The sequence below is a fragment of the Klebsiella sp. Q11 genome (assembly GCF_964241505.1).
GTDB lineage: Bacteria > Pseudomonadota > Gammaproteobacteria > Enterobacterales > Enterobacteriaceae > Klebsiella > Klebsiella michiganensis.
Map to the genome: position 1 here is coordinate 31131 of NZ_CAXSXW010000011.1, position 26451 is coordinate 57581.

27 protein-coding genes are annotated in these 26451 nt (G+C 51.7%); 19 read left to right on the plus strand and 8 right to left on the minus strand.

Annotation, left to right across the window (positions count from 1 at the left end):
* The first annotated feature begins 1 nt into the window (after position 1).
* The 13 genes from ACESQ2_RS18375 to ACESQ2_RS18435 all read left to right on the plus strand — a co-directional run bounded on the left by ACESQ2_RS18375 (position 2) and on the right by ACESQ2_RS18435 (position 14077).
* A complete protein-coding gene (locus ACESQ2_RS18375; protein WP_044613677.1) occupies positions 2-2749 on the plus strand; it encodes a VirB3 family type IV secretion system protein in 2748 nt (915 codons plus the stop codon).
* Between the two features lie 23 nt (positions 2750-2772).
* Positions 2773-3492, plus strand: coding sequence for a type IV secretion system protein (locus tag ACESQ2_RS18380; protein ID WP_044613678.1), 720 nt, complete (start codon positions 2773-2775; stop codon positions 3490-3492).
* Positions 3493-3502: 10 nt separating this feature from the next.
* A complete protein-coding gene (locus ACESQ2_RS18385; RefSeq protein ID WP_050888043.1) occupies positions 3503-3778 on the plus strand; it encodes an EexN family lipoprotein in 276 nt (91 codons plus the stop codon).
* A 73-nt stretch (positions 3779-3851) separates the two neighbouring features.
* A complete protein-coding gene (locus tag ACESQ2_RS18390; RefSeq protein ID WP_373171060.1) occupies positions 3852-4883 on the plus strand; it encodes a type IV secretion system protein in 1032 nt (343 codons plus the stop codon).
* Positions 4884-5105: 222 nt separating this feature from the next.
* Positions 5106-5789 carry a virB8 family protein gene (locus ACESQ2_RS18395; protein WP_044612901.1) on the plus strand — a complete coding sequence of 228 codons (684 nt, stop codon included), beginning with the start codon at positions 5106-5108 and terminating at the stop codon, positions 5787-5789.
* Positions 5789-6676, plus strand: coding sequence for a P-type conjugative transfer protein VirB9 (gene virB9 / locus ACESQ2_RS18400; protein WP_032699262.1), 888 nt, complete (start codon positions 5789-5791; stop codon positions 6674-6676). The genes ACESQ2_RS18395 and virB9 overlap by 1 nt, the downstream gene beginning before the upstream one ends.
* Complete coding sequence (virB10, locus tag ACESQ2_RS18405; protein WP_044612900.1) at positions 6673-7977, plus strand: VirB10/TraB/TrbI family type IV secretion system protein; 1305 nt, start codon at positions 6673-6675, stop codon at positions 7975-7977. The genes virB9 and virB10 overlap by 4 nt, the downstream gene beginning before the upstream one ends.
* Entirely contained in the window at positions 7967-8995 is a 1029-nt protein-coding gene (gene virB11 / locus ACESQ2_RS18410; protein WP_044612899.1) for a P-type DNA transfer ATPase VirB11, read from the plus strand. Before virB10 ends, virB11 begins: the two co-directional genes overlap by 11 nt.
* Before the next feature lie 49 nt (positions 8996-9044).
* Entirely contained in the window at positions 9045-9347 is a 303-nt protein-coding gene (locus ACESQ2_RS18415) for a TrbM/KikA/MpfK family conjugal transfer protein (RefSeq protein ID WP_044612898.1), read from the plus strand.
* Positions 9348-9365: 18 nt separating this feature from the next.
* Positions 9366-9671, plus strand: a complete 306-nt coding sequence (locus tag ACESQ2_RS18420) for a hypothetical protein (protein WP_044612897.1) — start codon at positions 9366-9368, stop codon at positions 9669-9671.
* 815 nt (positions 9672-10486) lie between these two features.
* Positions 10487-12223 carry a type IV secretory system conjugative DNA transfer family protein gene (locus tag ACESQ2_RS18425; RefSeq protein WP_049082426.1) on the plus strand — a complete coding sequence of 579 codons (1737 nt, stop codon included), beginning with the start codon at positions 10487-10489 and terminating at the stop codon, positions 12221-12223.
* Between the two features lie 8 nt (positions 12224-12231).
* The gene (gene mobC / locus ACESQ2_RS18430; protein ID WP_032754861.1) at positions 12232-13035 is read left to right on the plus strand and encodes a MobC family replication-relaxation protein; all 804 of its coding nucleotides are present in this window, start codon (positions 12232-12234) and stop codon (positions 13033-13035) included.
* A complete protein-coding gene (locus ACESQ2_RS18435) occupies positions 13028-14077 on the plus strand; it encodes a site-specific DNA-methyltransferase (protein WP_049082439.1) in 1050 nt (349 codons plus the stop codon). The genes mobC and ACESQ2_RS18435 overlap by 8 nt, the downstream gene beginning before the upstream one ends.
* A 149-nt stretch (positions 14078-14226) precedes the next feature.
* Here ACESQ2_RS18435 and ACESQ2_RS18440 read toward each other — a convergent pair whose 3' ends face one another.
* Both ACESQ2_RS18440 and ACESQ2_RS18445 read right to left on the minus strand, forming a co-directional pair.
* The gene (locus ACESQ2_RS18440; RefSeq protein ID WP_012539955.1) at positions 14227-15183 is read right to left on the minus strand and encodes an alpha/beta hydrolase; all 957 of its coding nucleotides are present in this window, start codon (positions 15181-15183) and stop codon (positions 14227-14229) included.
* 329 nt (positions 15184-15512) lie between these two features.
* Positions 15513-15947 carry a helix-turn-helix domain-containing protein gene (locus ACESQ2_RS18445; protein ID WP_012539944.1) on the minus strand — a complete coding sequence of 145 codons (435 nt, stop codon included), beginning with the start codon at positions 15945-15947 and terminating at the stop codon, positions 15513-15515.
* Between the two features lie 69 nt (positions 15948-16016).
* Between ACESQ2_RS18445 and ACESQ2_RS18450 the strand changes: the two genes are divergently transcribed.
* Positions 16017-16970 carry an aromatic alcohol reductase gene (locus ACESQ2_RS18450; RefSeq protein ID WP_049082425.1) on the plus strand — a complete coding sequence of 318 codons (954 nt, stop codon included), beginning with the start codon at positions 16017-16019 and terminating at the stop codon, positions 16968-16970.
* Positions 16971-17075: 105 nt separating this feature from the next.
* On the opposite strand, the gene ACESQ2_RS18455 is transcribed toward ACESQ2_RS18450, so the two are convergent.
* From ACESQ2_RS18455 to ACESQ2_RS18465, 3 genes are all read right to left on the minus strand, one after another.
* Positions 17076-17936 carry an SMP-30/gluconolactonase/LRE family protein gene (locus ACESQ2_RS18455; protein WP_012540029.1) on the minus strand — a complete coding sequence of 287 codons (861 nt, stop codon included), beginning with the start codon at positions 17934-17936 and terminating at the stop codon, positions 17076-17078.
* A 98-nt stretch (positions 17937-18034) separates the two neighbouring features.
* A complete protein-coding gene (locus tag ACESQ2_RS18460; RefSeq protein WP_046622862.1) occupies positions 18035-18508 on the minus strand; it encodes a DMT family transporter in 474 nt (157 codons plus the stop codon).
* A gap of 14 nt (positions 18509-18522) precedes the next feature.
* Positions 18523-19920: an amidohydrolase family protein gene (locus ACESQ2_RS18465; RefSeq protein ID WP_032700794.1), complete on the minus strand. Its 1398-nt coding sequence runs from the start codon at positions 19918-19920 to the stop codon at positions 18523-18525.
* 142 nt (positions 19921-20062) lie between these two features.
* On the opposite strand from ACESQ2_RS18465, the gene ACESQ2_RS18470 reads away from it, so the two are divergent.
* Positions 20063-20950, plus strand: coding sequence for a LysR family transcriptional regulator (locus ACESQ2_RS18470; protein ID WP_032700793.1), 888 nt, complete (start codon positions 20063-20065; stop codon positions 20948-20950).
* A 196-nt stretch (positions 20951-21146) separates the two neighbouring features.
* Here ACESQ2_RS18470 and ACESQ2_RS18475 read toward each other — a convergent pair whose 3' ends face one another.
* Positions 21147-22040 (minus strand): LysR family transcriptional regulator, encoded by an 894-nt coding sequence (locus tag ACESQ2_RS18475; protein WP_032700859.1) that lies wholly within the window; start codon positions 22038-22040, stop codon positions 21147-21149.
* Between the two features lie 116 nt (positions 22041-22156).
* On the opposite strand from ACESQ2_RS18475, the gene ACESQ2_RS18480 reads away from it, so the two are divergent.
* The 3 genes from ACESQ2_RS18480 to ACESQ2_RS18490 all read left to right on the plus strand — a co-directional run bounded on the left by ACESQ2_RS18480 (position 22157) and on the right by ACESQ2_RS18490 (position 24319).
* Complete coding sequence (locus ACESQ2_RS18480) at positions 22157-23122, plus strand: aldo/keto reductase (protein ID WP_032754870.1); 966 nt, start codon at positions 22157-22159, stop codon at positions 23120-23122.
* Between the two features lie 16 nt (positions 23123-23138).
* Entirely contained in the window at positions 23139-23654 is a 516-nt protein-coding gene (locus tag ACESQ2_RS18485; protein ID WP_032754872.1) for an NAD(P)H-dependent oxidoreductase, read from the plus strand.
* Positions 23655-23746: 92 nt separating this feature from the next.
* The gene (locus ACESQ2_RS18490) at positions 23747-24319 is read left to right on the plus strand and encodes a flavin reductase family protein (protein WP_004136862.1); all 573 of its coding nucleotides are present in this window, start codon (positions 23747-23749) and stop codon (positions 24317-24319) included.
* 192 nt (positions 24320-24511) lie between these two features.
* On the opposite strand, the gene ACESQ2_RS18495 is transcribed toward ACESQ2_RS18490, so the two are convergent.
* Positions 24512-24748 (minus strand): helix-turn-helix domain-containing protein, encoded by a 237-nt coding sequence (locus ACESQ2_RS18495; protein ID WP_072123626.1) that lies wholly within the window; start codon positions 24746-24748, stop codon positions 24512-24514.
* Here ACESQ2_RS18495 and ACESQ2_RS18500 point away from each other — a divergent pair.
* Positions 24718-25056: a nitroreductase family protein gene (locus ACESQ2_RS18500; RefSeq protein WP_323092569.1), complete on the plus strand. Its 339-nt coding sequence runs from the start codon at positions 24718-24720 to the stop codon at positions 25054-25056. The genes ACESQ2_RS18495 and ACESQ2_RS18500 overlap by 31 nt on opposite strands.
* Before the next feature lie 171 nt (positions 25057-25227).
* Here ACESQ2_RS18500 and ACESQ2_RS18505 read toward each other — a convergent pair whose 3' ends face one another.
* The gene (locus ACESQ2_RS18505; RefSeq protein WP_004136868.1) at positions 25228-26418 is read right to left on the minus strand and encodes a CynX/NimT family MFS transporter; all 1191 of its coding nucleotides are present in this window, start codon (positions 26416-26418) and stop codon (positions 25228-25230) included.
* Positions 26419-26451: the final 33 nt, after the last annotated feature.

The following is a 26451-nucleotide window of genomic DNA, read 5'->3' on the forward strand; positions in this document are numbered from 1 at the left end:
GATGGCTACGCTGAACAAAGCGCTGACGCGGCCTGCCGCCATAGCCGGTATTCCCCTCGTGCCGTTCGTGATGGTCAGCGGGGCTATCGTCCTGCTGGCGGTTTATGTCAGCTATTACCTGGTATTACTGCTTATTCCCGCCTGGCTGGAGATGAAGGCAAAAGCCAGAACCGATATTCACTATTTCGGGCTGCTCTGGCTGGCCTTTAAAACCCGTGGCCGGTTTGGCACCAATAAACATTTTGGTGCCAATGCCCTGCTGGCAAATCGCTATGACGCTGTCGACGTCTCGGAGTTTATTGAAAAAATGAAGTTAAACGAGCGCGTTACGCTGGAGAAATACATTCCGTATTCCTCCCATATTCACCCGTACGTCATCAGAAACCGCCAGGGTGATTTGGTTGCCAGCTGGGAGCTGGAGGGCACCATTTTTGAATGCGAGGACGAACACCATCTGACGTTAATGGCGACGCATCTCAATAACGTTATTCGTTCATATGAAGGCCTGCCGGTCACTTTCTATCTTCACCGTATCCGGGAAAAATACCACGATGCCTTTGACGCGAATTCAGGTATTCCCTTTTCTGATGAAGTGACCCGGCGGTATTACCAGCCGATCAACGAAAAGCCGTTCTGGCGGCACCGGCTGTTTTTCACCGTCTGCTACGCGCCCTTCTCTCCGCTGGGGAAAAAGGCCATGAAGGCGCAACCGTACGGTAAACGCAAAGCGGCGCTGGATGATGCCCTGAAAGTGATGCTGGAACACCGGGATGCGCTGGCTTCGACGCTGTCCCGCTATACGACGACGCCGCTGGGGATGTATGAAGAAAACGGGCGGGTATATTCCGCCCAGTTGTCCTTTTACCACCGTCTGCTCACCGGCCAGTGGCAAAAGGTGGCGGTCACGCCTGCGGCGTTTTATGAAACGTTAAGCACGCCGGATGTCTTTTTTACCACCGACACCGCCGAGTGCCAGACCGTCGGCGGCTCCCGCTTTTTTCGAAGTCTGGAAATCAAAGACTACTCGCCGGAGACCGCGACCGGCCTGCTGGACGCACTGCTGTATGCCGAAAGCGAGTATGTGCTGACGCAGTCCTTCACCTGCATGGCCCGCGATGAGGTGCAGAAGCATATTCGCCTGGCGGAAAAGCGCCTAACTTCGGCAGATGACGACGCCATTTCACAGCGCGAAGAGCTGATTGTGTTGCGTGACCTGCTCCAGTCCGGGCATGTCTCCTGCGGAAAATACCACTTTTCCCTGCTGGTATCTTCAGACAGCGCCGACCAGGTGGTCAAGGACACCAACGCGCTGGCGCAACCCTTCGCCGACCTCGGCATCATGACGACGCTGTCCACGCTGTCGCTGCCCGCCGCGTACCTGGCGCAACTGCCGGGGGTGTATACGTTGCGCCCCCGTCTGGTGGCCGTCAGCAGCCAGAACTTTGCCGACCTGGCGAGTCTGCACAATTTTCATCCTCATAAACGAAACGGCAATCCCTGGGGCGATGCCATCGCGATACTCAAATCCCCTGGCAGTGGCGGGTATTACCTGAACCTGCACGACAGCCAGAGCGGGCGGGATGACTTCAACGAAAAAACGCCGGGTAATACGGCGATTATCGGTAAAACCGGCTCAGGGAAAACGATGCTGATGACCATGATGCAGCAACTAATGCAGAAGTACCGCAATCCGGCGACGTTCTCTGAATCAGCCCCCCTTAAGCAGCTAACCACCGTGTATTTCGACAAGGACCGGGCGGCGGAGATGGCGATACGCCAGATGGGCGGACGCTACTTCCGTATCCGCACCGGCACGCCCACCGGGTTTAACCCGTTTAAGCTTGCGCCGACCCGGCGGAATATCAGCTTTATCAAACGACTGGTGCGCATGCTGTGCGGCCGCAACGGCAAGCCGCTCGATCCGCGCGATGAGGAGCGGATCAGTGCCGCCGTAGATACCATTATGCTCGACTACCCGCCGGAATACCGCAAGTTCGGTATCACCCGGCTGCTGGAAGTCCTGCCGGAGCCGCCAACCCCCGACGCCCGCATCAACGGGCTACGTATTCGCCTTAAACAGTGGGCGCAGGGCGGCGAGTTCGGCTGGGTATTCGACAATGAGGAGGACACCTTCAATATCAGCGACGTCGAAAATTTTGGTATCGACGGTACGGAATTTCTCGATGATGACGACATTCGCGGCCCCATTACGTTTTATCTGCTTTACCGCGTCACCAGCCTGCTGGACGGTCGCCGGCTGGTGATGTTCATGGACGAGTTCTGGAAATGGCTGGCCGATGTCGAATTCTCCCGCTTCTCGCTCAATATGCTGAAAGTGATCCGCAAACTGAACGGCATCTTCGTCCCCGCCACGCAGTCGCCTGACGAAATCGTCAAGCACCCGATTGCCCCGGCGATTATCGAGCAGTGCAGCACGCAGATTTTTCTCGCCAACCCGAAGGCCAGCAGGGCGGATTACGTGGAAAAGATGAAAGTGCCGGAAAGCGTGTACGACATCGTCAGAAACCTCGATCCGGGTGAGCGATCTATGGTGGTCCTGAAAACGCCGTTACGCGCGGGTGAAACCCGGCCTTTTGTGGCGATGGCGAAAATGGATTTATCGGGCCTCGGGAAACTTACCAAAATGCTCAGCGGCAGCGAAGACAACCTGAAGCTGTTCGACACCCTGTATCTGGAAGGAATGCAGCCTGATGACTGGAAAGCCGCCTTCCTTGAACAAGCCCTGTAATATTCATGACGGAGGTAATAAAAATGCGGTTCAGAGATACCATACTGGCATTATCACTGTTTATTTCCACCCAGGCGATGAGCGCCGGAATACCGGTATTCGACGCCGTACAGAATACCGAATCCATGAATCAGTGGATCCAGAAACTCCAGCAGTGGCAGGAAACCGTTACCCATTACAGAAGTGAACTTGATGCCTACAAGCAGCAATTAGCCACGGCAACGGGCGTGCGTGACGTTCAGGCATTTCTCCGCGAGGCCAAAAGTCTGAAAACCGATATTGATAATCTTCGTCAGCACGGTATTTCACTGGATGACCTGCTGAGCAACCAAAGCGGGTCATATTCGTCTGAACTTAATAGCTTGTATAACAAATATAAAACGTTCGATACCTGTAACCCGTCCAGCGCTTCACCACGCTATCTGGACAGCTGCAAACAGATGATCCTGAATCAGGCCGTAGCGATAGAAAATACGTCCGAGGTTGAAAACAAGATCACGGGCACGCTCGGCGATATATCAGATTTATCAGACCGTATTGCTAATGCGCAGGATTCGAAAGAGTCGCAGGACCTGGCTAACGCCATCGCGGCCAAAAGCGTACAATTAAATGCGCTGACCAGCCAGTGGGAAATGTCAGTCAAACAGGCTGAACAGCGAACAACGCTGCTGGAACAGCAAAAACAGAAAGCCTTTGAGCAACAGCAATTAACTGCGCCCGTTGCCGATCTGAACTCTCTATAGGGAGGTTAACATGTTAAAACCCGTATTAACCTTATGCATCACGTCAGGCATTCTCGTCTTATCCGGTTGTAAAGAGACGAAATCAGAAGCCTGGTATAAAGAACATCCCGATGAAACCTATAAAGTCTATACGCAATGCCTCATGGATGGTGAGGCAAGCGACAACTGCGAGTTTGCGCACCGGGCAGCACTCATGTTTGCCCAGACAGGCAAACCCGGCATCAGGGAAAAATTCGAGACACTGTTTCAGCAGGAAGCCCAAAAAAGAAAATCCGTCACTCAGTAAGATCCCCACCAACAAAAACAGGGGTACTTCCCTGTTTTTATCCCCTGTCTGTTCCTGACTAATGAGAGGCACCATGTCCGGTGGTATTTTTGTTGGTATGGACAAAAACATCATGGATGGATTCAATGCCGTGTTAGAAGGTCAGTCTTCTACCTACGGCACCCTAATCAGTGTGATTATCGTCAGTTCCTTTACCCTATTTATTACGTATCGCGGGTATCAGACCCTTGGCGGCAAACTCCAGACACCTGTTGAAGATGTTGTCTGGGATGTGGGCCGCATGTTGCTGATCACCACCTTTGTTTTAAACCGCGATGGCTGGCTGGATGCCATCATTGCGGCCATTGAAGGGCTTAAGGACGGCATCAGTGGCGATGATAATGTCTGGGCGCTGCTCGACACGGTGTGGGAAAAGGCACAAGCGCTGGGGCAAACGCTGTTCAATTTGGACACTTCTACCTACGTTAAAATGAATGGCGGCTTTGCCGAGGTGCTGGTCTGGGGCGGTGCAATCGTTCTGTTACTGGCTGCAACCTTTGTCAACCTGCTCGCCGAAATCACCATTCTGTTAATGACCACCACCGCCCCACTCTTTATTTTCTGCCTGCTGTACGGTTTTCTTAAACCCATGTTTGATAACTGGCTGAAAACACTATTTACCGCAATCTTAACGATCATGTTCTCTGCCCTGTCTGTCCGGATCGCCATCAACTACCTGAATAAAATACTGGATGCCGCCACAGCAACGTCTGCAGAAAGCAATATGGTGACCCTGGCGGCGCAATGTTTGCTGGCCGGGATTGCCACAGGCGTCTTGGTGTATTTTTCAGCGAAAATAGCCACTGCGCTGAGCGGTGCCGCCGTGCAGGCCGTGTTACAGGGTGCAGCTATGAGCGGACTGAGCGGGCTGGCGAGCAAATCTGCCGACGTCTCCAAACCCGGCATAAAGACCGGGGGCCGACTGACCGCCAAAGGTGGCATGGCCGCAGCAGCGACAACCGGCAGGTTCATTGCCGCAGGGGCGGGCAAAACCGTGAGCACCTGGCAGAAACGTGCCACCGCCATTGAAAGCATGAAACGCCAGAATCAGCAGCGTCATCGTTAATCCTCCCGACCGCTAATTTCTTTTCTCCGTCACGCCGTGGCCTCTGCCAGCGGTGAGGCCTTCCTGCATTTATCCGATAAGAGGCTTCCATGAAATTCAGCATCTTGCTTCTGGTGCTGTGCGCGCTTACGGGCTGCGCGCAGCATCAGGGCGACCTCCCACCGGTGTCCGGCGATCCCCAGCCGGTTAATTCCCCCGCCATAATTCAGGAGCTGACTCACCATGTCTGATATTCAGCGCATCATCGATGTCTCGCGCTCTTTTGAATCCATCCTGCTGGAAAAGGAAGAGCGCTCCCGCAAAACTGCCTGGCGGGTGGCCGCTGCCGGGCTGATTCTGGCTGCACTGGCGGTCGCAGCCATTATTATTCTGCTGCCGCTGAAAACCACTGACATTGAATTGTGGTCGGTGGACAAACAGACCGGTCGTTATGAGTATATGACCCGCCTTAAAGTGCGGGATATTGCGTCTGAAAAAGCACTGGCCCACTCACTGGCGGCACACTATGTCAGTCTTCGCGAAGGGTATAATTACTTCTCCCTCCAGCGTGATTACGACGACGTACAGTTATTTAACAGCGACACTGTGAACCGGGATTATCTGGACAGGTTTAACGGCGACCAGGCTCCGGACGTTATTTTTAATAAAGCCGAATATGTCGTCTATATCGACATTATTTCTAATGTGCATGCACCTGCCACCGGACCCGATAACCTGGCAACACTGCGTATTAAGCGCACCCTCCGTCGTATTTCTGATAATTCAGTGAAAACGGACTTCTGGAATATCCGCCTCACTTACCGCTATGTCCCGCATCAGCAACTGACGGACAGCCAGCGGGAAGTGAACCCGCTGGGCTTTATCGTCACCAGCTACCAGCGCGATAAAGAACTGAGGAGCGAATGATGCTGAAAAACATCCTGCTCCTGACGGGCTTAATGGTGTCATGCGCGACATGGAGCGCCGCCACCCCGCGCGGCAGCGGCTATGACAGCCGGATGCAGAACGTATCGTATAACAGCCAGAACGCCACCGTGGTGAATACCCGTCCCGGCTACGTCACCACGCTGCTGTTTGACGACGATGAAACTGTGATTGATGCACAAGCGGGTTTTCCAAAAGGCTGGACGGTCACGAAAAGTGATAACCGGGTCGGCGTCAGCCCGAACCCCATAACCCAGCCGGTGACGGACGCCAGCGGCAACAACGTCAGCCAGGTGTTCCTGCCCACGGCAAAGGACTGGAAGACCAACCTCTTCGTGGTGACCTCAAAGCGTGATTACAGCCTGGAGCTGAACGTGCTGGACCACGATTCCCACGCGCAGGCGTTCGTTATCCGTTACCACTATCCGGCCGAGGTTCGCCAGCAATCCGCCGCCGCCAGCGCCGAGCGTCAGACGCAGCAGCGTGAAAGACAGGAGAAGCAGCAGATAGCGGCGGCATTCGGACAGGCCAGCACGCCGCGCAACTGGCGCTACACCAAACGGGTCGCCGCCGGTTCGGCCTCCATCGCACCGGATTTTGCCTGGGATGATGGTCGTTTTGCTTATATCGGTTTTTCCCCCATCAAAACCCTGCCGTCTGTTTTCCGGGTGGTTAACGGACGGGAGCAGGCGCTCACGCCCCGGACAGTTAAGCAGGGTAATTACATTGTGATGGTGGTGCCGGCAGCGCCACAACTGGTGTTGCGTTACGGCACCTCAGTGGTAGGGATCGAAAACGACGGGTTCGGGCGCATCGCGATAACCCGCAGCGACACCGTTTCACCGTCCGTTACGCTGGAGGCCAGATGACCGATAAACCTGTCCCGGACAAGCCGGAAAAAACTACCGCAGAGCGGGAAGCGGAAGCCCGCGAACGCGCCCGTGCGGCAATGGCGTATCAGGAGCCGGAGCAAAGAACACCGCCCGGCCAGCCGGAAGTGACCCGTTTTCGTAAGGCATCCGGTCGCCGCACGCTGACCGTCAGCCTGCTGAGTCTGGCGCTGGTGATCGCCCTGGCATCCGGCGGCGATCATCTTTTCAGTGCATTGAAAGAGGGTAATGAGAAAGAAGCCGACACCTCGCCGCCGACCTCCGCCGGGAAGACGCTGCATGAGCGTCAAAATCTGGGCATGGACAGTAACCCGTTTGGCCTGTTCGGGCCGCACACACAGGACGAAACAGACCCTGCCCGCCAAGCCGTCACTCCCGCACCCACCCTGCCACCAGCCCCACCCGCTCTGAACAAGGCAGCCGCACTGGCTGACGGGCTGAACAACGCCCGAACAATGCCGGGTGATAATGCACGCACGTCCCCGGGTGAAATGCGTAGCAACGCAGAAACGTCCAACAGTCCGTCATCATCCACGACGTACACATCCTGTCCGTCAGTACTGACCAGAGGTAAAGATGGCCGCCTGCGCTGCCCGGAGACTGCCTCGCCGGAAACGGGTAATAACGACAATCCGGGCGTCGCCCGTGTCACCGGCGTCAGACGGCTGGGCCTCGATCCTGATCTCTATATCCCGGTGGACCGCTATATCCCGTGTTCGATGATGTGGCGCTTCGTGTCCGATGTCGCGGGGCATATTTCCTGCCTGGTCAGTGAAGATGTTTACAGCGCCAGCAACCATGTGACGCTGATCCCGGCGGGAACGGTCGCCCGTGGCATCTACCGCACCGGGGCGCTGCAACACGGACGCAGCAGGATGTTTGTGCTGTGGACGGAGCTGCGTACGCCTGAGCCCGGCAGCCTGCAAATCCCGCTAACTGATACGCAGGCCAGCGGCCCGCTCGGCGAGGCGGGGATCTCAGGTTGGATCGACAATCACTTCTGGGAGCGCTTCGGCAATGCCCTGATGCTCAGTACCGTGCAGGACGTGGCTGCGGCGGCGTCGGATGCTGCCCCGGGGAAAGACCGCAATACCGACTACACCGAAAACACCCGCGCCGCCACGGCGGAAATGGCGAAAACGACGCTGGACAACAGCATCAATATCCCGCCCACCCTTTACCTGAATCAGGGTGATGTCATCGGGATCATGACCGGCACCGACATTGATTTCTCATCCGTCTGGCAGCTACGACTGAAAAAGAGGTGGTATGAACGCTGAAAACCTGTCGCTGGATTTTATGAAAAAACAGCTGTTTGGTGAGTTTATTGCGCAGGACGGCCTGACGGAAATTGCCGTTAACCGGCCGGGTGAACTGCATACCAAAATTCGGGGGAAATGGCGAAGACATGAAGCCCCCATTACGCTGCGCCAGTGTTACGCCTTTGCCAGAGCGCTGGCGTCGTGGCAGGACGATAATATCGACGACACCTCGCCGATCCTCTCCGCCACGCTTGAATCAGGCGAGCGCATTCAGGCCATTATTCCCCCGGCCTGTGAGCGTAATACCGTGTCTATTACCCTGCGCAAACCCTCATTCGGGCAGAAAACGCATCAGTCATGGATTGATGCGGGATTTTATAACCGGGTGACCGGTAGGGAGCGAACGGAAGGCAAAGATGTTGAACTGACCCGCTACTATCAGAGTGAGGATATTCCCCGCTTTATGGAAAAAGCGGTGGAATACGGCAAGACGATTTTTATCGTCGGTGAAACCGGGTCCGGTAAAACCACCTATATGAAAACGCTGCTGCACTCGATTCCCCGGCACCTCAGGCTGACCACCATTGAGGATAATCCCGAAATCCGGCTCTATCACCACACCAATTATGTCCATCTCTTTTATCCAGCGGACGCCGGGGATAATGCCATTATCACGCCCGGCAGACTGATACGCGCCAATTATCGTATGAACCCTGACCGGATATTACTGGCTGAAATTCGCGGTCGGGAAGCCTGGGATGCCCTGAAAATCGTCGGTTCAGGGCATGAGGGATTGATAACCTCCCTGCATGCGGGCAGCCCGGAAGAATGTATCGAAGGGTTAATTGACCGCTGCTATGAAAACCCCGACTGCCGGAACATGCCTTTCGAAGTGCTGTTACGCAAGTTGCTTAAGAGCATTGATGTGATAGTCAGCATTGATATTCACGGTGACATACGCCGGATGAGTGATGTTTATTTTAAACCCCTTCATCTCAATGACATGAGAGGTGTATTCAGCAAAGGACTCCAGTAAATAACATATCCAAATACGCTACCCTAGTTTAAATGTGAAGGTGACCGAAATGAAAAAAGTAATATCCTCCGCTTTATTACTCAGCGCTATGGCGTCATATTCCACCTCCGTCATGGCCGCTGACGCCTGTGAAGTGGTGTTATGCATGTACGGTAAAGCCACCGGGAACGGCGGCGGCAATGAATGCCATTCGGCCGAACGAGCATTCTTTAACATCGTCAAAAAGAACAGGCACGGTTTTCTGCCGGACCATACTGCCGATGCCAGAAAATCGTTTTTACTTGAATGTGATTCGGCAGACCCCGCCATTATCAGCCAGATTATCAATAAATTTGGCCGCATTCGTGGTTAATTAGCGGAGGTTATCTTTATGACGAAACCGGGTTTTATTCAGCATCCCTGGACACATCAGCGCGGAGATTCCATGCGCGCAGCCTGTGTTATTGAGCACATTGAAAATGAGTCGATGCACGGATGCGGCCTTTATTATGAAATATATCACTACCGGGTTATATGCCGGTTATTGCAATTACTGCAAACGCTGAACGGCACCGACAGAATAACGCTGACAGAAGAAGCTAACCGTCGAGGGTTTACGCTTGATGAAACCAGCATTAAAGAAAGTCGTCAGTGTTATTCCGACATCATCAGGGAAATCCGCGAGAACCAATATTAACCCCTGCTATTATTTTATTCTCAGTTCTCAAACGACAGCGGAATATTTCAGCCGAATCAGGCTTAAGGCGTGGCGGTTTTCAGGTTTTACGGTCTAGCACATTTTTCGCGAATTAAGGAGTGAAGAAATGCGGGCCGTAAAAATGAGGCAGCGGACAGAATTATTTTCGCGGGTTAAGGAGCGAAAATAGTTCAGGCACCGCGCCTCACCGGCAAACAGCCGCGCCCACGCGGATTTTGCCGGCCGGGGGGAGCCGAATAAATTTCGCCGCCCCAGCGAGCGAAAAGCTGTCGCCCACGACAGCGATTTATTTGGGGGGCACAGCCCCGCACACCGTCGCGGCTAAGTCTCCGGCCAAAAGCCGGTAGCGTGGCGCGACCACTCTCTTTAAAGGTCAGCTTCCCTTTTATTCCCGCTGCGAGGCACGAGCAAAGGGAAGAAAAAGGCGAAAGCGACCGTCTTAAAGGGGGTGGTCGCGCGTAGCGTGCGACGGTGTGCCGCCGTTGACCCTGGGGGTTTTGGCGCGGCGTCCAGATGCGACATTACCCCCATGTGACATGCAGTGAGAGCGTCCAGCCCGAGCGTAATGTCACACGCCGTTGCCCGTCATTCGGGCGTTTCAGGAGACGGACGACCACTGGTCGGCTGTTTTCTGAAAGCGCGGATCACGGGCATGAGCGTCGGAGACGTTCAATGCTTTTCATTCTTTTATGGGCGTCATCAATAGGCGTCGCGTATGGGCGTGGGGTGTGACGTCCATTGGTGACGCCCATGTGATGCGCCGTCACACCGAAATCAGACCGGAGATCACTGCAATGGGAACTCATCTGATGCAAAGGCTGAATGCCTTTTCGGATGCCTTTTCTTTTTTTCTGCTGTGGCTGCAACACAACCCGGTAATATTATCCATATTTGCCGGGCTGACGCTGCCATTCATCTTTCATCTGCCACGTGAAGAAAGAAAAAACGCCCCCTTCTGGTTAAAATCGGTGGCGGGTATATCCACCTTCTTTTTCATATTTGGCACCCTGTCACCGCTGACCATTCAGGGGCTGAGTTTTTTCTTTAAAGTACTCGACAATAACATTCTGCTCAGATTATCACTCTGGATACTGACTGTCGGATTTACCCTTGCTGGTCTGGCTTTTCATATTACTGCCCGAAGGCTTCTGGTCGGAGAAGTCGACAGTCTGAAACATCGGATGATTAAAAAAAGCAAGCTGGAAAGAAATGTCAGAACGGATGTTCGTGAAGTCAGAGACATGTTACCTGACAGCATTGCATATAATCCGCTGGATTATATTGACCTCAATAACGGTATCTTTATCGGACTGGATAAAGATAATCAGCCGCAATATATCACCCCCGAAGAATTTCAGACCCAACATGCCGACCTTATCGGCACCACAGGCTCCGGTAAAGGGGTGAGCGTCTGTGTTCTGCTTTATCAGGCAATACTTGCAGGTGAAGGCGTGTTTGTCGAAGATCCCAAAAATGATGAGTGGGCACCACATGTTATGCGGGAAGCCTGTCAGAAAGCTGGAAAAAAATTTGTTCTTATTAACCTGAACGACCTTAATTTCCAGCTTGATTTACTGGCTGATATTTCTCATGAACAACTGGAAGAACTGTTTAATGCCGGTTTCAGCCTGGGTAAAAAAGGCGAAGGTGCTGACTTTTATCGTATTGCCGATCGCCGTGCAGCGAGAAACACGGCTGCTATTTATGAAAATGGCATGACATTACGTGATTTATTCAACACTGACTTTGTGAAATCTCTCAGTGAAGATGTGCCTGCTTTTTATGGCGAGCTTGAGGAAATCGCTTTAGTGAATTCCATTAATGCCCGCAACGGATTTTCCTTAAAGACCATTTTTGATGAAGGCGGATGCTGCTACATCATCGGCTCGATGCGTAACCAGAAAATCATATCGGCTCAGCGAATGATTTTAACTCGCCTGATTCAGATAGCCGAAACGCGTGATCGGATAAAAGGCAAACCTCGTCCTGTCGCTATTTTCCTTGATGAACTCAAGTATCACCTGTCCCGCCCTGCGCTTGAAGGACTTGGCGCAGCGAGGGATAAAGGTGTGCATATCATCATGGCTCACCAGTCGGTAAAAGATTTATATGACTGTCCGGCAGATCTGGAGGGTGATGCCGTTGCCGGTTCGGTGATTGAGAATTGCAAGTTTATGCTGGTTTATCGCCTTCGCGATCCGGATACTGCCGACTGGGTCGCCAGAATGACAGGCTCTATACTGGTTGACGATGAAATGAGGAAAGTTAAAACGGATATTTCCCTGACGGAGAAAATGGAAACAGACAGGATGATCCGCCAGGCTGAACGATATTATATAGACAGCAATATGTTGCTTAACCTCCCCCAATTTGTTGGTTTTGTTTTTACCCAGAATGACCTAGCGAAGGCAACCAAACTATCCCACATACCTGTGAAAAAGAAATATATCGACCTGTTTTCATTTGAGCATAAAAACCCTTCGCACACCGAAAAAGAAAGCCAGAACCACAAACCCTCCATTAACCTGTGAGGCTATCTATGCTTATTCATAACGTTGCTGAAAGAAATGAAACCGCAAAAAAGAGAATGCGGGCATTGTTGTATTTTCTCAAAGAAGAAACATTTTCTGATTTCCGGACCTTAAAAAAAGTTGTCGGCTATAAAGGGAAACATAACCATGCGATGTATAACCTGCTTAATAAAGCGGTTGCGATGGGCTTCTTGAATAAACATAAATACCCGGTATTGACCGGAAAAAAATCATTGTGGGGGATCACCATGCAGGGACTGGCAATGGTGGTTAGCGCTAATGACAAGGTTTTCCCTGCCTATTTTGAGCCGGGCAAACTCAGACACTGGACGCTGGAGCATCGCCTGTTAAACCAGCGGGTCAGGATCGCACTAGAGGAAAAAGGCGGTACGGGCTGGCTTAACGGCGATCGGGGAGAGTTTATAGCGCGATATCCGGGTGTCCGACACCGACCAGACGGCATTATTACCTTAAGCAGCGGCGCCATCGTTGCGGTGGAAACAGAGCGAACGATGAAAACACGTGCCCGTTACCTCAGCATCATTAACAGTCATCTGGCCGCCAGCGACGCCGGGCGCTGGCACTATGCGATGTATGTGATGCCGGATGATAAAACCAAGGAGTCGCTGATCAGGCTGTTTGCCAGCATCAGGACGGTGATGAGAAACATTGTGCCCGTTCCGTTTGATGCGAAAAACCGCGAGATGTTTCTGTTCCGCACAATTGATGAACTGGAAGAGAGTATCAATGATAAACAGGAAGCCCCTTCTTCATCAGCTCATGGCGATGACGGGAGGGAATACCATGCATGACGTTCTGACCCATGGCGACTGCCTTGACGTACTGCGCAGTATGCCGGGCAACTCGGTGGACAGCATCGTGACCGACCCGCCCTATGGTATTAAATTCATGGGTAAGGCATGGGACTATGATGTTCCTTCACAAGCCATCTGGGAAGAATGTCTGCGCTTACTTAAACCCGGTGGTCATCTGCTGTCCTTCGCGGGATCCCGTACTCAACACAGGATGGCAGCGCGTATTGAGGATGCAGGATTTGAAATACGTGACATGATCGTATTTCTCTACGAGACCAGCACTGCTGCTCAGGTCCTCATTGAAAGTTTATCGTCGGATCAGCTCAAATTGCTGGATGCGGCATTCGGACATGACGGAATGCTGGGATGGGTATACGGCTCGGGTTTTCCTAAATCTCATAACGCGTTGAAACCGGCTCTGGAGCCTATTACCCTTGCCCGTAAGCCATTCAGGGGATCCATGGCATCGAACGTTCTCGTTTATGGTACCGGCGTTCTGAATGTCAGAGAATGCAGGATCCCTCTGGCAGAGGGGGAATCCCCCTATGATTATCCAAATGGACCGGGAGGTTCCGATCCTAACCACATGTGGCGAGGCAGAAATAAAGGTGACGGGGGTATCGCCAGGCAAGGAAACCCCGATGGCCGATGGCCTGCCAATCTTATCCATGATGGCAGTGATGAAGTACTTGCTATGTTCCCGGATACTCCTCAACAGGCAGAAATTAGCAGCGCCAGTCGGTTTTTTTATTGTGCGAAAGCCAGCAAAAAAGATCGTGGTGAGCGTAACAATCATATGTGTGTAAAGCCCACCGAACTGATGCGTTACCTCTGCCGCCTGGTTACCCCTCCAGGCGGCACTGTACTTGATCCCTTTATGGGGAGTGGAAGCACCGGCAAAGCTGCGGCGATGGAAGGTTTCTGTTTCATCGGTATTGAGCGGGAAGCGGATTATGTGGAAATTGCTCACGGGCGTATTGCGGCAGCACGGAGTACCGCAGCTCGTTCTGGTGATGCAGGAATACACATTGACAATTGAATTCGGGTAAAATGCCTCTAAAAATGTTAGCGAAGATTTGAGCTAACATTTTTATGGCTCAAGGCCATAACCTAACCTGACAGACAGCTTTGTGCCAAAAGCGGACGTTGCTACCAAACAGTCTGAGTGATTCAGCAAAGCGTCAGTCGTCATATATTTTCAGGACAAAGATGCACGCGGAACCAGTCAACAACCCTATTTATGACAACGGGTTGATACCAGTGATCATCACCGTGTTCTGCGCCTTCGATAAGGACGTAGTCCGCTTTGTTTCCCGATTCCAAAAGGGCTTTGTAAAGCGTTGCGCTCTGTTTAGGTGATACTAATGTATCCTTACTTCCATGCATTATTAGGAACGGAGGTTTACATCCCTTGAGACGCCCTATGGGGCTTGCATTTATCGCTTTTTCAGGTACAGAACTGATTGAGGCACCTGCAAAATTCTTGAAAGCCACACCATTAATTAGCAGTGACTCCGTGACTGCAGGAGACTGATGCACTTTTTGTCGGAGATCCGGAAAACCGTCACCTATGTTACGCAGATCTGATATTCCGTAAAGCGTAGCGACAGCCTGCACATCAGCGGACTGGCTGAGAAAATCGCCGTGATCGAATGACTTATCGCCATTAGTGGTACCAAGCATCTGCGCCAGCCAGCCTCCAGCAGAATCGCCAATTACACCAATTCGTGAGGGGTCAATGCCATAATCATGGGCATGTTGACGAAGGTATCTTACTGCTGCTTTAGCATCTATCACTGGCGCAGGGAAAGTATCAGGAATTGTCCTGTATTCTGCCGCTGCAACAACAAAGCCAGCCTCCGCTAAAGCCATGCGCATCTCCACAAATTTGTTGTGTTCAGCGGTCATAAACCCACCCCCAGGAAAATAAATGATACCTGGTTTCAAAATGTTGGTACGAGGAACAAGAAAAGACATATGCAATTGCCTGACAGAACGAGTTTTTTTTACTGTCTCATAAACCACATCACTAATATTATCTATAGGGGTTTTAGTCAAGGCGACTTGGATAATTTTCGCCCCATGAACATAACCAGGAAGATCATGATAATTAGAAGATATTTCATTGTTTTCTTTAGAAATCATAAAAAAACACCAGTTTTTAAATATTGTTTCACCAGCCCATCTATAATTCTGAAAGGGTAGGCCATCCTGTCAGATAATTTTCAAGGCCGAATTAATGGTAGCAAAAAATAAAATTCGCTTTAACACCCATTTGAAATATGTACAGACTAACATTGATGTCAGACATACGTAAAATATAATCCTCTGTAATTACACCATCCCGACCAAGCTTGGTGAAATCGGTTCTGTCTCCGGATGACTACTGTATACATACATATCGAAAGGCTCATCAATTCAAACACTTGTATTATCTACAAATCACAAAAAGTGATATTTATATTCATAGCCAGTTACGCCCTTGGGTTATTGTTATTTTTTTCATATCTCAACCGGTCTTCACGAAAGCGATCAGCATTATCGACAATCCAGGTCCACAGCGGGATCATTCGCACAAGTAACTCCATACCTGTATCGGACAGCTCGTATTCGACTCGTGGCGGGATTTCACTGAAATCATGGCGAATAACCAGTCCGTCGCGCTCAAGCTGTCGTAATGTACGTGTCAGCATGCGCTGAGTCACTCCGTGCATACGCCTGCCAATTTCGGCGTGACGTAGTCTGCCATAAACGCCAAGCGTGTTGACGATACCCAGTGACCATCGACTGCCTGCATGAGCCAGTACCTCCCGCCGCAAGCCATCATCATCGTCTCTCAGACCCTTACAAACAGCCTGCGAATACTGAAGAATTTCGTCCCGATCCATTTCACAGATTCCCGGTATCATACGTGTACCTTCTTTTTTAGCCTGTTATGAATTGCTAGAGTGGCGCAACAATTCATGTAAGGCCAGATTATGAACAAAACTGATCTTAACGCTACGTCTGAGAAAATCCTCGTGCTCGGTGCCGGTGAGCTGGGCCTCCCCGTTCTGCGAAATCTTGCCCTTCGGGCAAAAGATGTGGAGGGAACGAAAATCAGCGTACTGCTGCGCGAAAGTACCGTAACGTCAGATGAACCTGTAAAAAAATTAGTTATCACGGAAATCAGAAACCTCGGTATTAATATAGTCACGGGCGATCTCGTCATGAGTTCTGTCGACGATTTGGCCAGCCTCTTTGCGCAATTTGACACAGTCGTTGGCTGCACGGGGTACGCGGCCGGAATAAATACACCAATGAAACTGGCGCAGGCGGCCCTGCAGGCGCGAATTCCACGCTATTTTCCATGGCAGTTTGGTGCCGATTTTGATGCCATCGGACGTGGCAGTCCACAAGACATCTTCGACGCGCAGATTGACGTGCGTGATTTACTACGCAGCCAGCATGAAACTGAGTGGGTCATCATTTCGACCGGCATCTTCATGAGCTATTTGTTCGAACCAGACTTCGGTGTGGTCGATCTGCAGAACGATACTGTTCACGCACTCGGCAGCATTGACAACACCATGACGCTGACAACACCTGATGATATCGGGGTGCTGACGGCAGCGATCGTATTTACAACTCCTCGCATCCGTAATGAAATTGTGTATATCGCCGGTGATACACTGACCTACGCAGAGGTTGCAGATAAGCTGCAATCAGCGCTTGGCCACCCTTTCGACTGCACGGTATGGAGCGAAGAATATCTGATAGATAAACTGGCGCTCAACCCACAAGACATGATGTCTAAGTATCGTGCCGTTTTTGCGCAGGGGCGGGGAGTTGCATGGGATAAAAAGCAGACATTCAATGAACGCCATAACATTCGGGTCACCGATGTGGCAGCCTGGATTAATGCAAACCTGGCCCCGGGCAGCTCGCTATAAACGTATTTAAGCTGCTGTAATAAATACCAGAGTCTTTCTCCTGCCTATCCGAATACGGTGATGAGAAAGACTCTGTTCCCCCTGTTGGCACTGATAGCAAAGCGGTTATGCTGTGTGCGCTGAAAACCGGCTCTCCGGTAAACCGGGGAATACGGCTGATTTCGCTCTCAGCAGCGCTCCATCATGCCTTGACGGCACAGAAAGACCCACGCTGGCACTGGTACAATACAGCGTTGTGAATGCTTCTCCCGCGAGTGTCGGACAAGTGCTCTGAATTCCTGGAGAGGGCAGTATACGGTCCGTCGTTCCGTCTGGACGATAACGTACAACACGGCTTCCTCCCCATTCGGCATTCCAGATATAGCCCATTGCGTCCACGCAGGAGCCGTCAGGCGCCCCCTTTCCTTCTGTTACAGTGAACACGCGCTGGTTATTCATAGAGGGGTAATCACAGCACATTATACGGCCCTGCATCGAGTCACAGTAATACATCGTGCTGCCGTCCGGACTGAAGCAGATGCTGTTCGGGATGGCCACCTCAGGCAGGGGTAGAGTCTCAATGCTGAGTGTCGCTGCATTTAGCCTGTGAAATCTTCCTATGACTTTCGCGGGGTACCCGTCATCCATGGTCCCGAAGACGAAATTACCCTCACGGTCGCACCGACCATCCCCTGTCCGTGTTCCCGGTCCTCCTGGTGACGCCACTATCGGCATAAAGGTACCTGTATTCAGATCGCAGAAGGCGAATCTGGATGCCAGCCCCATCAGTAAAACGTCAGGATTTTCAGTAAGTGCAAACGAACCGAGGCGCTCCGGCAGGGACCAGCGCATCACAACACTGGTGTCTTCTTCAAGGGCAAGCAGTTCGCTGCCTTCAATGTCAGTCCAGTAAATCCTGCGTGTCCTCTCGCACCAGATTGGGCACTCTCCCAGCAAATTTCTGGCATCAGCAGCCACTGAAAACATGTTATTTCTCCCGCATATAAAAGTTTCGCATCGCCTGACCAAAAACTTACGGCCATCTGCACTATGGCAGAGCGCCGTAAGGAGTAATTCTCACCCTGTCAGGGCAAAAAACGCGCTGAAAGTTTGTCACCAAAAAGCATGATGGCGAGACCTGCCAGCATGACCAGCATGCCCCCCAGTTTGAGCAGCGAAACCGGTCGCCTAACAGCACCCAGCAGACCGAAATGGTCAATCATTTGCGACGAGAGTAATTGCCCAACGATTGCCAGCCCTAGCAGAGCTGAAAAACCGATTTTCGGTGCCAGCACCACGTAGCTGAACAACGCACAGGCACCGATCAGGCCGCCCGCCAGACTCCACGCAGGCTGCGAAGGAATAGCAGCGAGAGAGGTAAATAACCCTCCACGTAGCAGCGAGTAAATCCCGAGGCTCAACGCCCCGGCCGTAAAGGAAAAGAACGCGGCGGTGACCGGATCTCCGCCGAGCCCTTTTGCGAGCTGACTGTTCAGTGTCGTCTGAAGGGTAATACCCAGGCCCGCTGCAAAAGCTATTACGTAATAAATCGCGCTCATGCTGTTATTCCCTGTCAGTTTGCCTGGACCAGCGGCAGGAATTTTTCCGCAAAGATGTCTGGCTCATACCCTGCTGCCGCAAATAGATGCTCGCGTGACTCATCAATGGCGGCGCGAAGGCGCTCACTGTCCACACCCAGCACTTTGCCGTTCTGCTTGACGATGCGCCCGCCGATCATCACGGTATCGATGTTGCTGCGTTCAGCTGCATGTACCACCGTTCCGAATGCATTTCCGTTCGGGTAAAGGTTGAGGTCAGCCGCGTTAATCAGGATCAGATCGGCCTGTTTGCCCGGCGTCAGGCTGCCTACTTTATCCTGCAGACCGGCACAAAATGCACCATCGACCGTTGCCGATTTAAGCAGCTGCGCTGCCGGGATCGTTGTCAAAGAATGATCTGAATCACAGCAGTGCTGCTTATGCATACCCATTACGCGCTGCAGATAAAACGCCACGCGCATTTCCATAAACATGTCGGTGCTGTAAGACGTTTCGTTATCCACGCTCAGACCCGGTGTAATGCCATGACGCTGCGCAGCCTCAATAGCAAACATCCCGCTTTCAATACCGTAGTGCGAATCTGAGCGCGGGCAGACGTTTACCCGCACGCCGGCTTCACGCAGGATTTCCCAGCCCTCATCAGGCAGCGCGGTACAGTGGTTAAAGATATTGTCCGGACCCAACAGGCCCTGCTGATGCAGCGATTCAAGCTCGGAGGCCATCTCAGCACCAAAGAACTCGGTCACGATTGGCAGCCCCAGCCTGCGGGCCTCGGCCCACAATTCCGGCTCCAGCTGGGCCATGACGCCGAGCGTCACAAGACTATCAGGATTATCCCTGAAATATTTTTCCTGCAGACGCTGCCAGTTGCCAGGCCAGTGCGCTTTATCCCATTCGCCTGCTACCGGCGCACCGGACGCATGAATAGCGCGAATACCGGCATCAAGCAGGGCTTCAACGGCGGCGTCTGAATGCGCTGCGGTACGGCTGTTGTGCGAGTTATCGATCATGGTAGTGATACCCGCATCAATCGCGCCCAGCGCCGTCAGCAGGTTGCCAACATAGATATCGGCAGGCCGGTAATATTTCGCGAACGAGAAATGCGTGGCATTGCTGTAGTCGTCCAGACAGGTGGCGTTGGGGTTGATGCGGCGCAGCTGACCTTCCCAGGCGTGACGATGAGAATCGACCATCCCCGGCATGGCAATCATATTTGTGGCATCAATGACTTGAGCACCCTCGGCGTTCAGGTCCTTGCCGATTGCGGTGATGGTTGAACCTGTGACAAGAATATCGCCACGTTCATGGTTACCAACATTCTCATCCATACTCAGTATGGTTGCACCGCGGATCAGGGTTACCGGCGCATTTTCCGTCTGATTATTAACAATATTTCTGATGTAATCGGTCATTTTAAGTGTCTCTTTCAGGTTCAGAATGGAAACAATACGCCTCCTTTTTAAACTGAAAAAGATGACTAACTTGTTTTCATCATTCAGAATTTACGAATAATGAGCATTATCACCGTTACATGCTATTCAGGAGTGCAGTCAGGTGGATCGTATTCAGGCTATGCAGGTTTTTATAAGGGTGGCTGAGGCCGGAAGCTTCGTCCGGGCCGCGGAAACACTTTCCCTGCCTTCTTCTACTGTTACCAGCACCATCAAAAACCTGGAGAAATATCTGCAGGTGCGTCTGCTGAACCGGACCACAAGACGTGTCAGCCTTACTCCGGAAGGTCTGCAGTATCTGGCGCAGTGCCGGGAAATTCTGGCCTTAGTTGAACATACGGAAGCCAGTCTGGCCGATTTGAACAGGCGCCCCCGTGGCCGTTTACGCGTTGATATGCCCGGCGGTATAGCGCACTTCATCGTCATGCCAAACCTGAAAGAGTTCTACAGCCGTTATCCTGACATTTACCTGATGACCGGCGTCAGCGACCGGCAGGTTGACCTGGTTCAGGAGGGTGTAGACTGCGTGATCAGAACCGGAGAGTTACTTAACTCCACGCTTGTAGCTCGTCCGCTCGGAGAATTTCGCTGGATAACCTGCGCCTCTCCCGACTATCTCAGGGAGTACGGTATTCCGCAGTCACCTGAAGATCTGTCTCATCATCGGGCTATTCATTATTTTTCCGGACAAAGCCGGCGTACAGACGAATTGCGTTTTGTAAAGGGAACAGAAACGCTGTCCGTATCCGTCAGTGGGCAGGCAGCCGTCAACGAGACGGGGCTTTATATAAAAATGTGCCTTGAAGGGTTCGGACTGGCGCAGCTTGCTGAAAATGTTGTAGCAGAACACCTGGAGAAAGGAACGTTGGTTGAAGTTCTGGCCGACTGGCAGCCGCCGTCTGTTCCTGTCACGCTACTTTATCCTCATCAACGTTTTCTTTCCCCTGCTGTACGTGCATTTGCAGACTGGATAGGTGAAATATTCAGTTGATACGCCTGTCACAGCTCCCCGTTGCACATTAAAAGTCGCCAGTATTCAGGGCCCCTGAACGAGCGGCAGACTTTGTTTCTGCGGGTAAGATCCTCCCGGAGCAGCGACTTCCCGGAGAAAGGCACTACTCAATAATTCACATCTCCGGTTTATGGAGGATGCCAGCTAAGAGCGCCAGCAATATCCGGGCCCGCTTTCAACTGAAGTGTCTGAGTAAAATACTTTCAAGGATGTGAAAAACGGTCCTGATGCGCTGCGGTACCAGGGTCTGATAGGGCCTGTAAAGATAAAGCTGCCAGGTTTCCAGTTTCAGTTCGGGCAGGACATTGACCAGCCTGCCGTCTTCAAGGTATTCCCTGCAGGCCAGATTACTCGACTGAATGACAGCTTTACCGGCTAACGCAGCCTGGATCTCCGACTGGGAGTCGGTGGTAAAAAACTCCAGATGGCGCGGTACAAAAGTATCAACGCCATCGAGCATATATTCGAATACTTTTCCGGTTTCAGGATTCAGCAGGCCACTGAAAGGGTAGCGCTGGCGCAGATCGTCGAAATTTTTCGGCGCGCCCAGCTTCTCAATGAGCCCGGGTGATGTCATCAGCGCGTGATGAACCAGCGTAATGGGCCTGACGATAAAATTCGGGTTTGGCTCCCGCTCTATACGGATCCCCATGTCAATGCGGTTCTGAACAGTATCCAGCTTCATCATGTCTAACCGCCAGTCTATAAACAGCTCAGGATAAGGATCGAGGGAGGTAAGAAGCTCATATAACACCTGCTCGTGGCCGGGAAACCGGAATAACGTGATCCTCACAACGCCCTTCATGTCATTGTCATCTCGGGCCGTCTGAAAAAGGGCCTCTGAATCTTCAAGTAGCCGCATGGCCTTCGGCAGGAAAAGCTCACCAAAGCTGGTCAGCACAATTGATCGGGTATTCCGCTTAAAAAGTGGCTCGCCGAGCTGATTTTCCAGTTCGGCAATAGTCCGCGTCACCACTGAAGGGGAAATGGCCAGTCTGACTGCTGCTTCACGAAAGTTCATCGTTTCTGCAGCGGCAACAAAAAATTTCAGCGCATCAAGTTTATTCATCATTATTGTGATTTTAGCAATTCTGACTTTCTAAATTAACAATTTTTCAGCAACAAATCCAGCCGTATACTTAACGTCTCAGAATCAGAAATGCTTTAAAAAAGGGTTAGATAATCATGAAAATGAGAAGGTTAGGTAGCCAGGGACTTCATGTCTCGGAAATGGGGCTGGGGTGTATGGGCATGGACCATGGCTACGGCTATTCAGTTGAAATCCGTGAGCGAACAAAGCTGATAGACAAGGCTGTAGAACTGGGCTGCAACCTTTTCGACACTGCCCCCATTTACGGATTTGAAAACGAAGAACTGCTGGGTGTTGCGCTCAGCAAACACAGGGACAACGTTATCATCGCGACCAAATTCGGCGTGACCGGAATGGAAAACATTGATGGACAGCTGGTGCCGGTATTAGACAGCCGTCCGGCGTCTGTCAGAGAGCAACTGGAAGGTTCACTCAGTCGTCTGCAAACCGACCATATCGACCTGTTTTATCAGCATCGTGTCGATCCAAAAGTTGAGCCGGAAGTGGTGGCGGGATTAATGAAAGAGCTAATCGCGGAGGGGAAAATTAAGTACTGGGGCTTATCCAATGCGCCCGTATCTTACATACGCCGGGCTCATGCGATCTGCCCGGTCACCGCGGTCGAAGACCAGTATTCAATGATGTGGCGTAAACCTGAGCAGGATTTGTTCAAAGTCTGCGATGAACTTGATATTGGCTTTATGGCCTACAGCCCGCTGGGTAATGGATTCCTGAGTGGTCAGGTTACCGCTGATACAACTTACGGGGAAGGCGATTACCGGGGCATGATGGGGCGCTTCAAACCTGAAGTAATGGAAAATAACCAGGCGCTACTGGATTTGATTGCTCAAATCGCGGAAAGAAACAACGCAACTTCAGCACAGATTGTTCTTGCCTGGGAGCTGGCTCAGAAGCCTTACATCGTACCGATCCCGGGAACAACGAAATTACACCGGCTCGAAGAGAATTTTCACGCCGCAAATATTCAGCTCAGTGACGCTGAATTAAATGATATCAATGAAGCTTTATCCCGGCTTGAAATTGACGAAACATTCTTCTGAAGAATAAGAGATCGACATGAAAACAACTGTATTTGTTACCCACCCCAACATTAATCAGTCACGGGTAAACTCAGCCCTGGCAAAAGGTGCAGCATCACTGACCGACGTTGAAGTGCGTTATCTGTATGACCTGTATCCGGATGGCAAAATCGACGTGGCCGCTGAACAGGCTGCACTGGAAAAGACGGATCGTATCGTGCTGCAATTTCCTATGCAGTGGTACAGCACGCCGCCACTTCTTAAACAGTGGCTTGACGATGTACTGACGTACGGCTGGTCACATGGTGGAGAAACACAGGCGCTGCGCGGTAAGCAACTCATGCTGGCCGTTTCGCTGGGTGGTGCAGAGTCTGCCTATCAGCCTGATGGCGCTGCCGGACATACGGTAGGCGAGTACCTGCTGTCTTTTGAAACCATCTCCGGGTATCTGGGTATGAACTACATCAAGCCGTTTATTACAGGCGGAAGCGCGACGATAACTGACGAAGAAATCGCAGCTCAGGTCGAACAATATAAAACGGTATTAGCCTGATTACTTTCGGGCGACCATCAGTGTTTTAAAACGCCCTCAAATGTGCCGTTGCCGTTAACGGCACATTTTTATCTATGGGAAGGAGAAATCCTGTGTCTTTACAGCCAGTTGAACTGAATAAAGCATACCGATTATTGCAAGTCGGCCCAACTACAATGATTTCCGCTAAACATAATGGTAATGCCAATGTAATGGCCGCCGCATGGGTGAGTCTGGTGGGGATCAATAAAGTCATGGCGTATATCAGTCCGCAGGCTTACACCCGTGGATTGGTGGAAGAAAGTGGTCTGTTTGCCGTACAGATACCCGTAGTCAGCCAGATGGAAACCGTTTTGTACGCAGGTGAGCACAGCTACCGTGACAGGCCTGAAAAGAATCATAAAATACCGATGTTCTACATGAAAGAGTTCGATATTCCGCTGGTAGAGGGCTGTGCTGGCTGGCTTGTATGTAAGGTAATGCCAAATGCGGAATACGAGCTGGAACATAATCTGTTCATGGGAGAAATTGCCGGGGCGTGGAGTGACGATCGGGTTTTTCGCAATGGGCACTGGATATTTGATGAAGCACCAGACGAATTACGAACCATACACTATGTCGCCGGGGGGCAGTTTTATGCCATCGGCAAAGGAACCCGCTTTGACCATGGTCCGGGCAAAGACTGATACACGAGTGCTTTTTGTACTGGTACAACAAACTGCAGGGGCTGGTTGTTAAAATGCTTTTCTTTTCTCTCATGACCAGCAGCAGGCGATGTTGCCTCTGAGCCAGAAGGGGAAGCCGCTTTTCGACGCCTGCAGCCTGCCTTCCTATATGCTCCTGTCAGCCCGCAGCACTCATCAATGAACAATGGCATATCAAAGAGAAGGATCTGTGTCTTTAACCAGAAAGTGACAGTTTTGTTCTACCCACCGGTTGAGTTCATTTGCTGCCTGCCAGAGGGACGTTCCCAGCTCCGTGAGTGCATATTCGACTTTGGGCGGTACTTCACGAAAGACAGTGCGCGTAACAAGATGCCTGCTTTCAAGTTCCTTTAGAACGTTTCTCCGGCACCTCAGATAAAATAGACGGGTTTGCAGCGGCTGCCGGCTCAATACTTTTTTCGAGGATCAGTATGTTGTCAAGTCACTACAGGAGCAGTTTGCGGCCTATGCGGACATTTTCCCGGCACAGCACAGCTATCGCTCAGTATGCGGTCTGGCTGGCGCTGGCTGAAAAAGGAATTGGTGCCAATCTGCAGCATTATAATCCTCTGATCGATGAAGATATTCGCACTGAGTGGAATGTTCCTCCATCATTGAAACTCCGCGCGCACATGAATTTCGGTGCTATCCTTTCACCCGCCAGTGAAAAAGCCTTTATGGGTGATGAAAAGCGATTCATCGTTGCCAAACAGTCCTGAGGCTTGCTTATTATATTATTACTGACAGCGCTCGCCCTGAACGGCCTTTTCACCGAAAAATCCGCTCATCGGGATAGTACAGATGGCTCCGGTACTATTAAGACGCTTCAGAACCTCAATGGAAAGCATCCGCTTTAGAAGTTCAGCTGGTACCCTCCTGTGTAAGCCCATTCAGCCCGGCTGCTGTAAAGGTTCCAGGTGTACATCTCGTCCGGCAGCCATTCCGGTGCAGGCTCCTGCAACTGAGATTGCTGTGGTCATCAGTAATGGTACGGTCCAGCCTCCGGACAACTCCTGTACTTTTCCCAGCAATAGCGGTCCCATCGCCGCCATCAGATAACCGATACTCTGCGCCATGCCTGACAGCGCGGCAGCATCACCAGCGTTTGTAGTGCGCAACCCGATGAAGGTCAGACCCAGCATCATGCTGGCACCCGAGCCGAAGCCGAGGAGTGCAGCCCACAGCATCGCCAGATTTGGCAAATAAAGGATGCCAATAAAGGATACTGCGGTTAAAAGGCTGACACCAGCAGCGGCTAATTTCTGATCGTTAAGACGACGCAGCGTGGCTGCCAGAATTAAGCCGGGAATAGCGGTGGTGAGCTGAAGGATGCCATGTACCTCACCAGCCTGAGCTGAGGATAGCCCACTGCCTGTCAGAATGACTGGCAGCCAGCCGACCGCAACATAAAAGGGCATCGCATTCAAGCCCATAAACATGGTGACCTGCCACGCCAGAGACGAGCGCCAGACCGCAACGGTCGCTGCTTTTTTCTCACCTGCTACTGGCAATTGATGCTTTTTCTTCAACTGCGGCAACCATAAAAGCATCGCAAGGAGCGGTGCAATAACCAACATGGCTAACGCGATGTTCCAGCCCCAGCTCTGCGTCAGAGGAATGACAATGGTAGAGCCGATGGCGCCAGCGGTGCCCATGGTGATGGAATATGCTCCCGTCACGGAAGCCACGTTTCCGGAAAAGTCACGTTTAATCAGGCCAGGCAGCAGGACATTGCCCAGGGCAATCCCGATACCAATTAATACTGTTCCGCCATAAAGCGCCCAGACGCTGTCTGTTGAGCGAAGCACAATCCCCGCTGAAATCACGACCAGGGCACCAAAAAGGGTGCGTTCCAGGCCATACTTGCGGGAAATCGATGCGCTCAGTGGAGAAAAGGCGGCAAAGGCCAGTAAAGGCAGCGAGTTAAGCAACCCAACGGCTGTGATACTCAGCCCAAAATCATGGCGAATGGACTCTAAAACGGGTGCGATAGCGGTAAAAGGAACACGCAGGTTAATGGCAATAAAAAGAATGCCGATCACAAGTATGATTGAAGACCACTTGTTCGTCGTGTGGGACATAAGTTTTGCTTTCTCTGAAAAAAAGAAAGACTT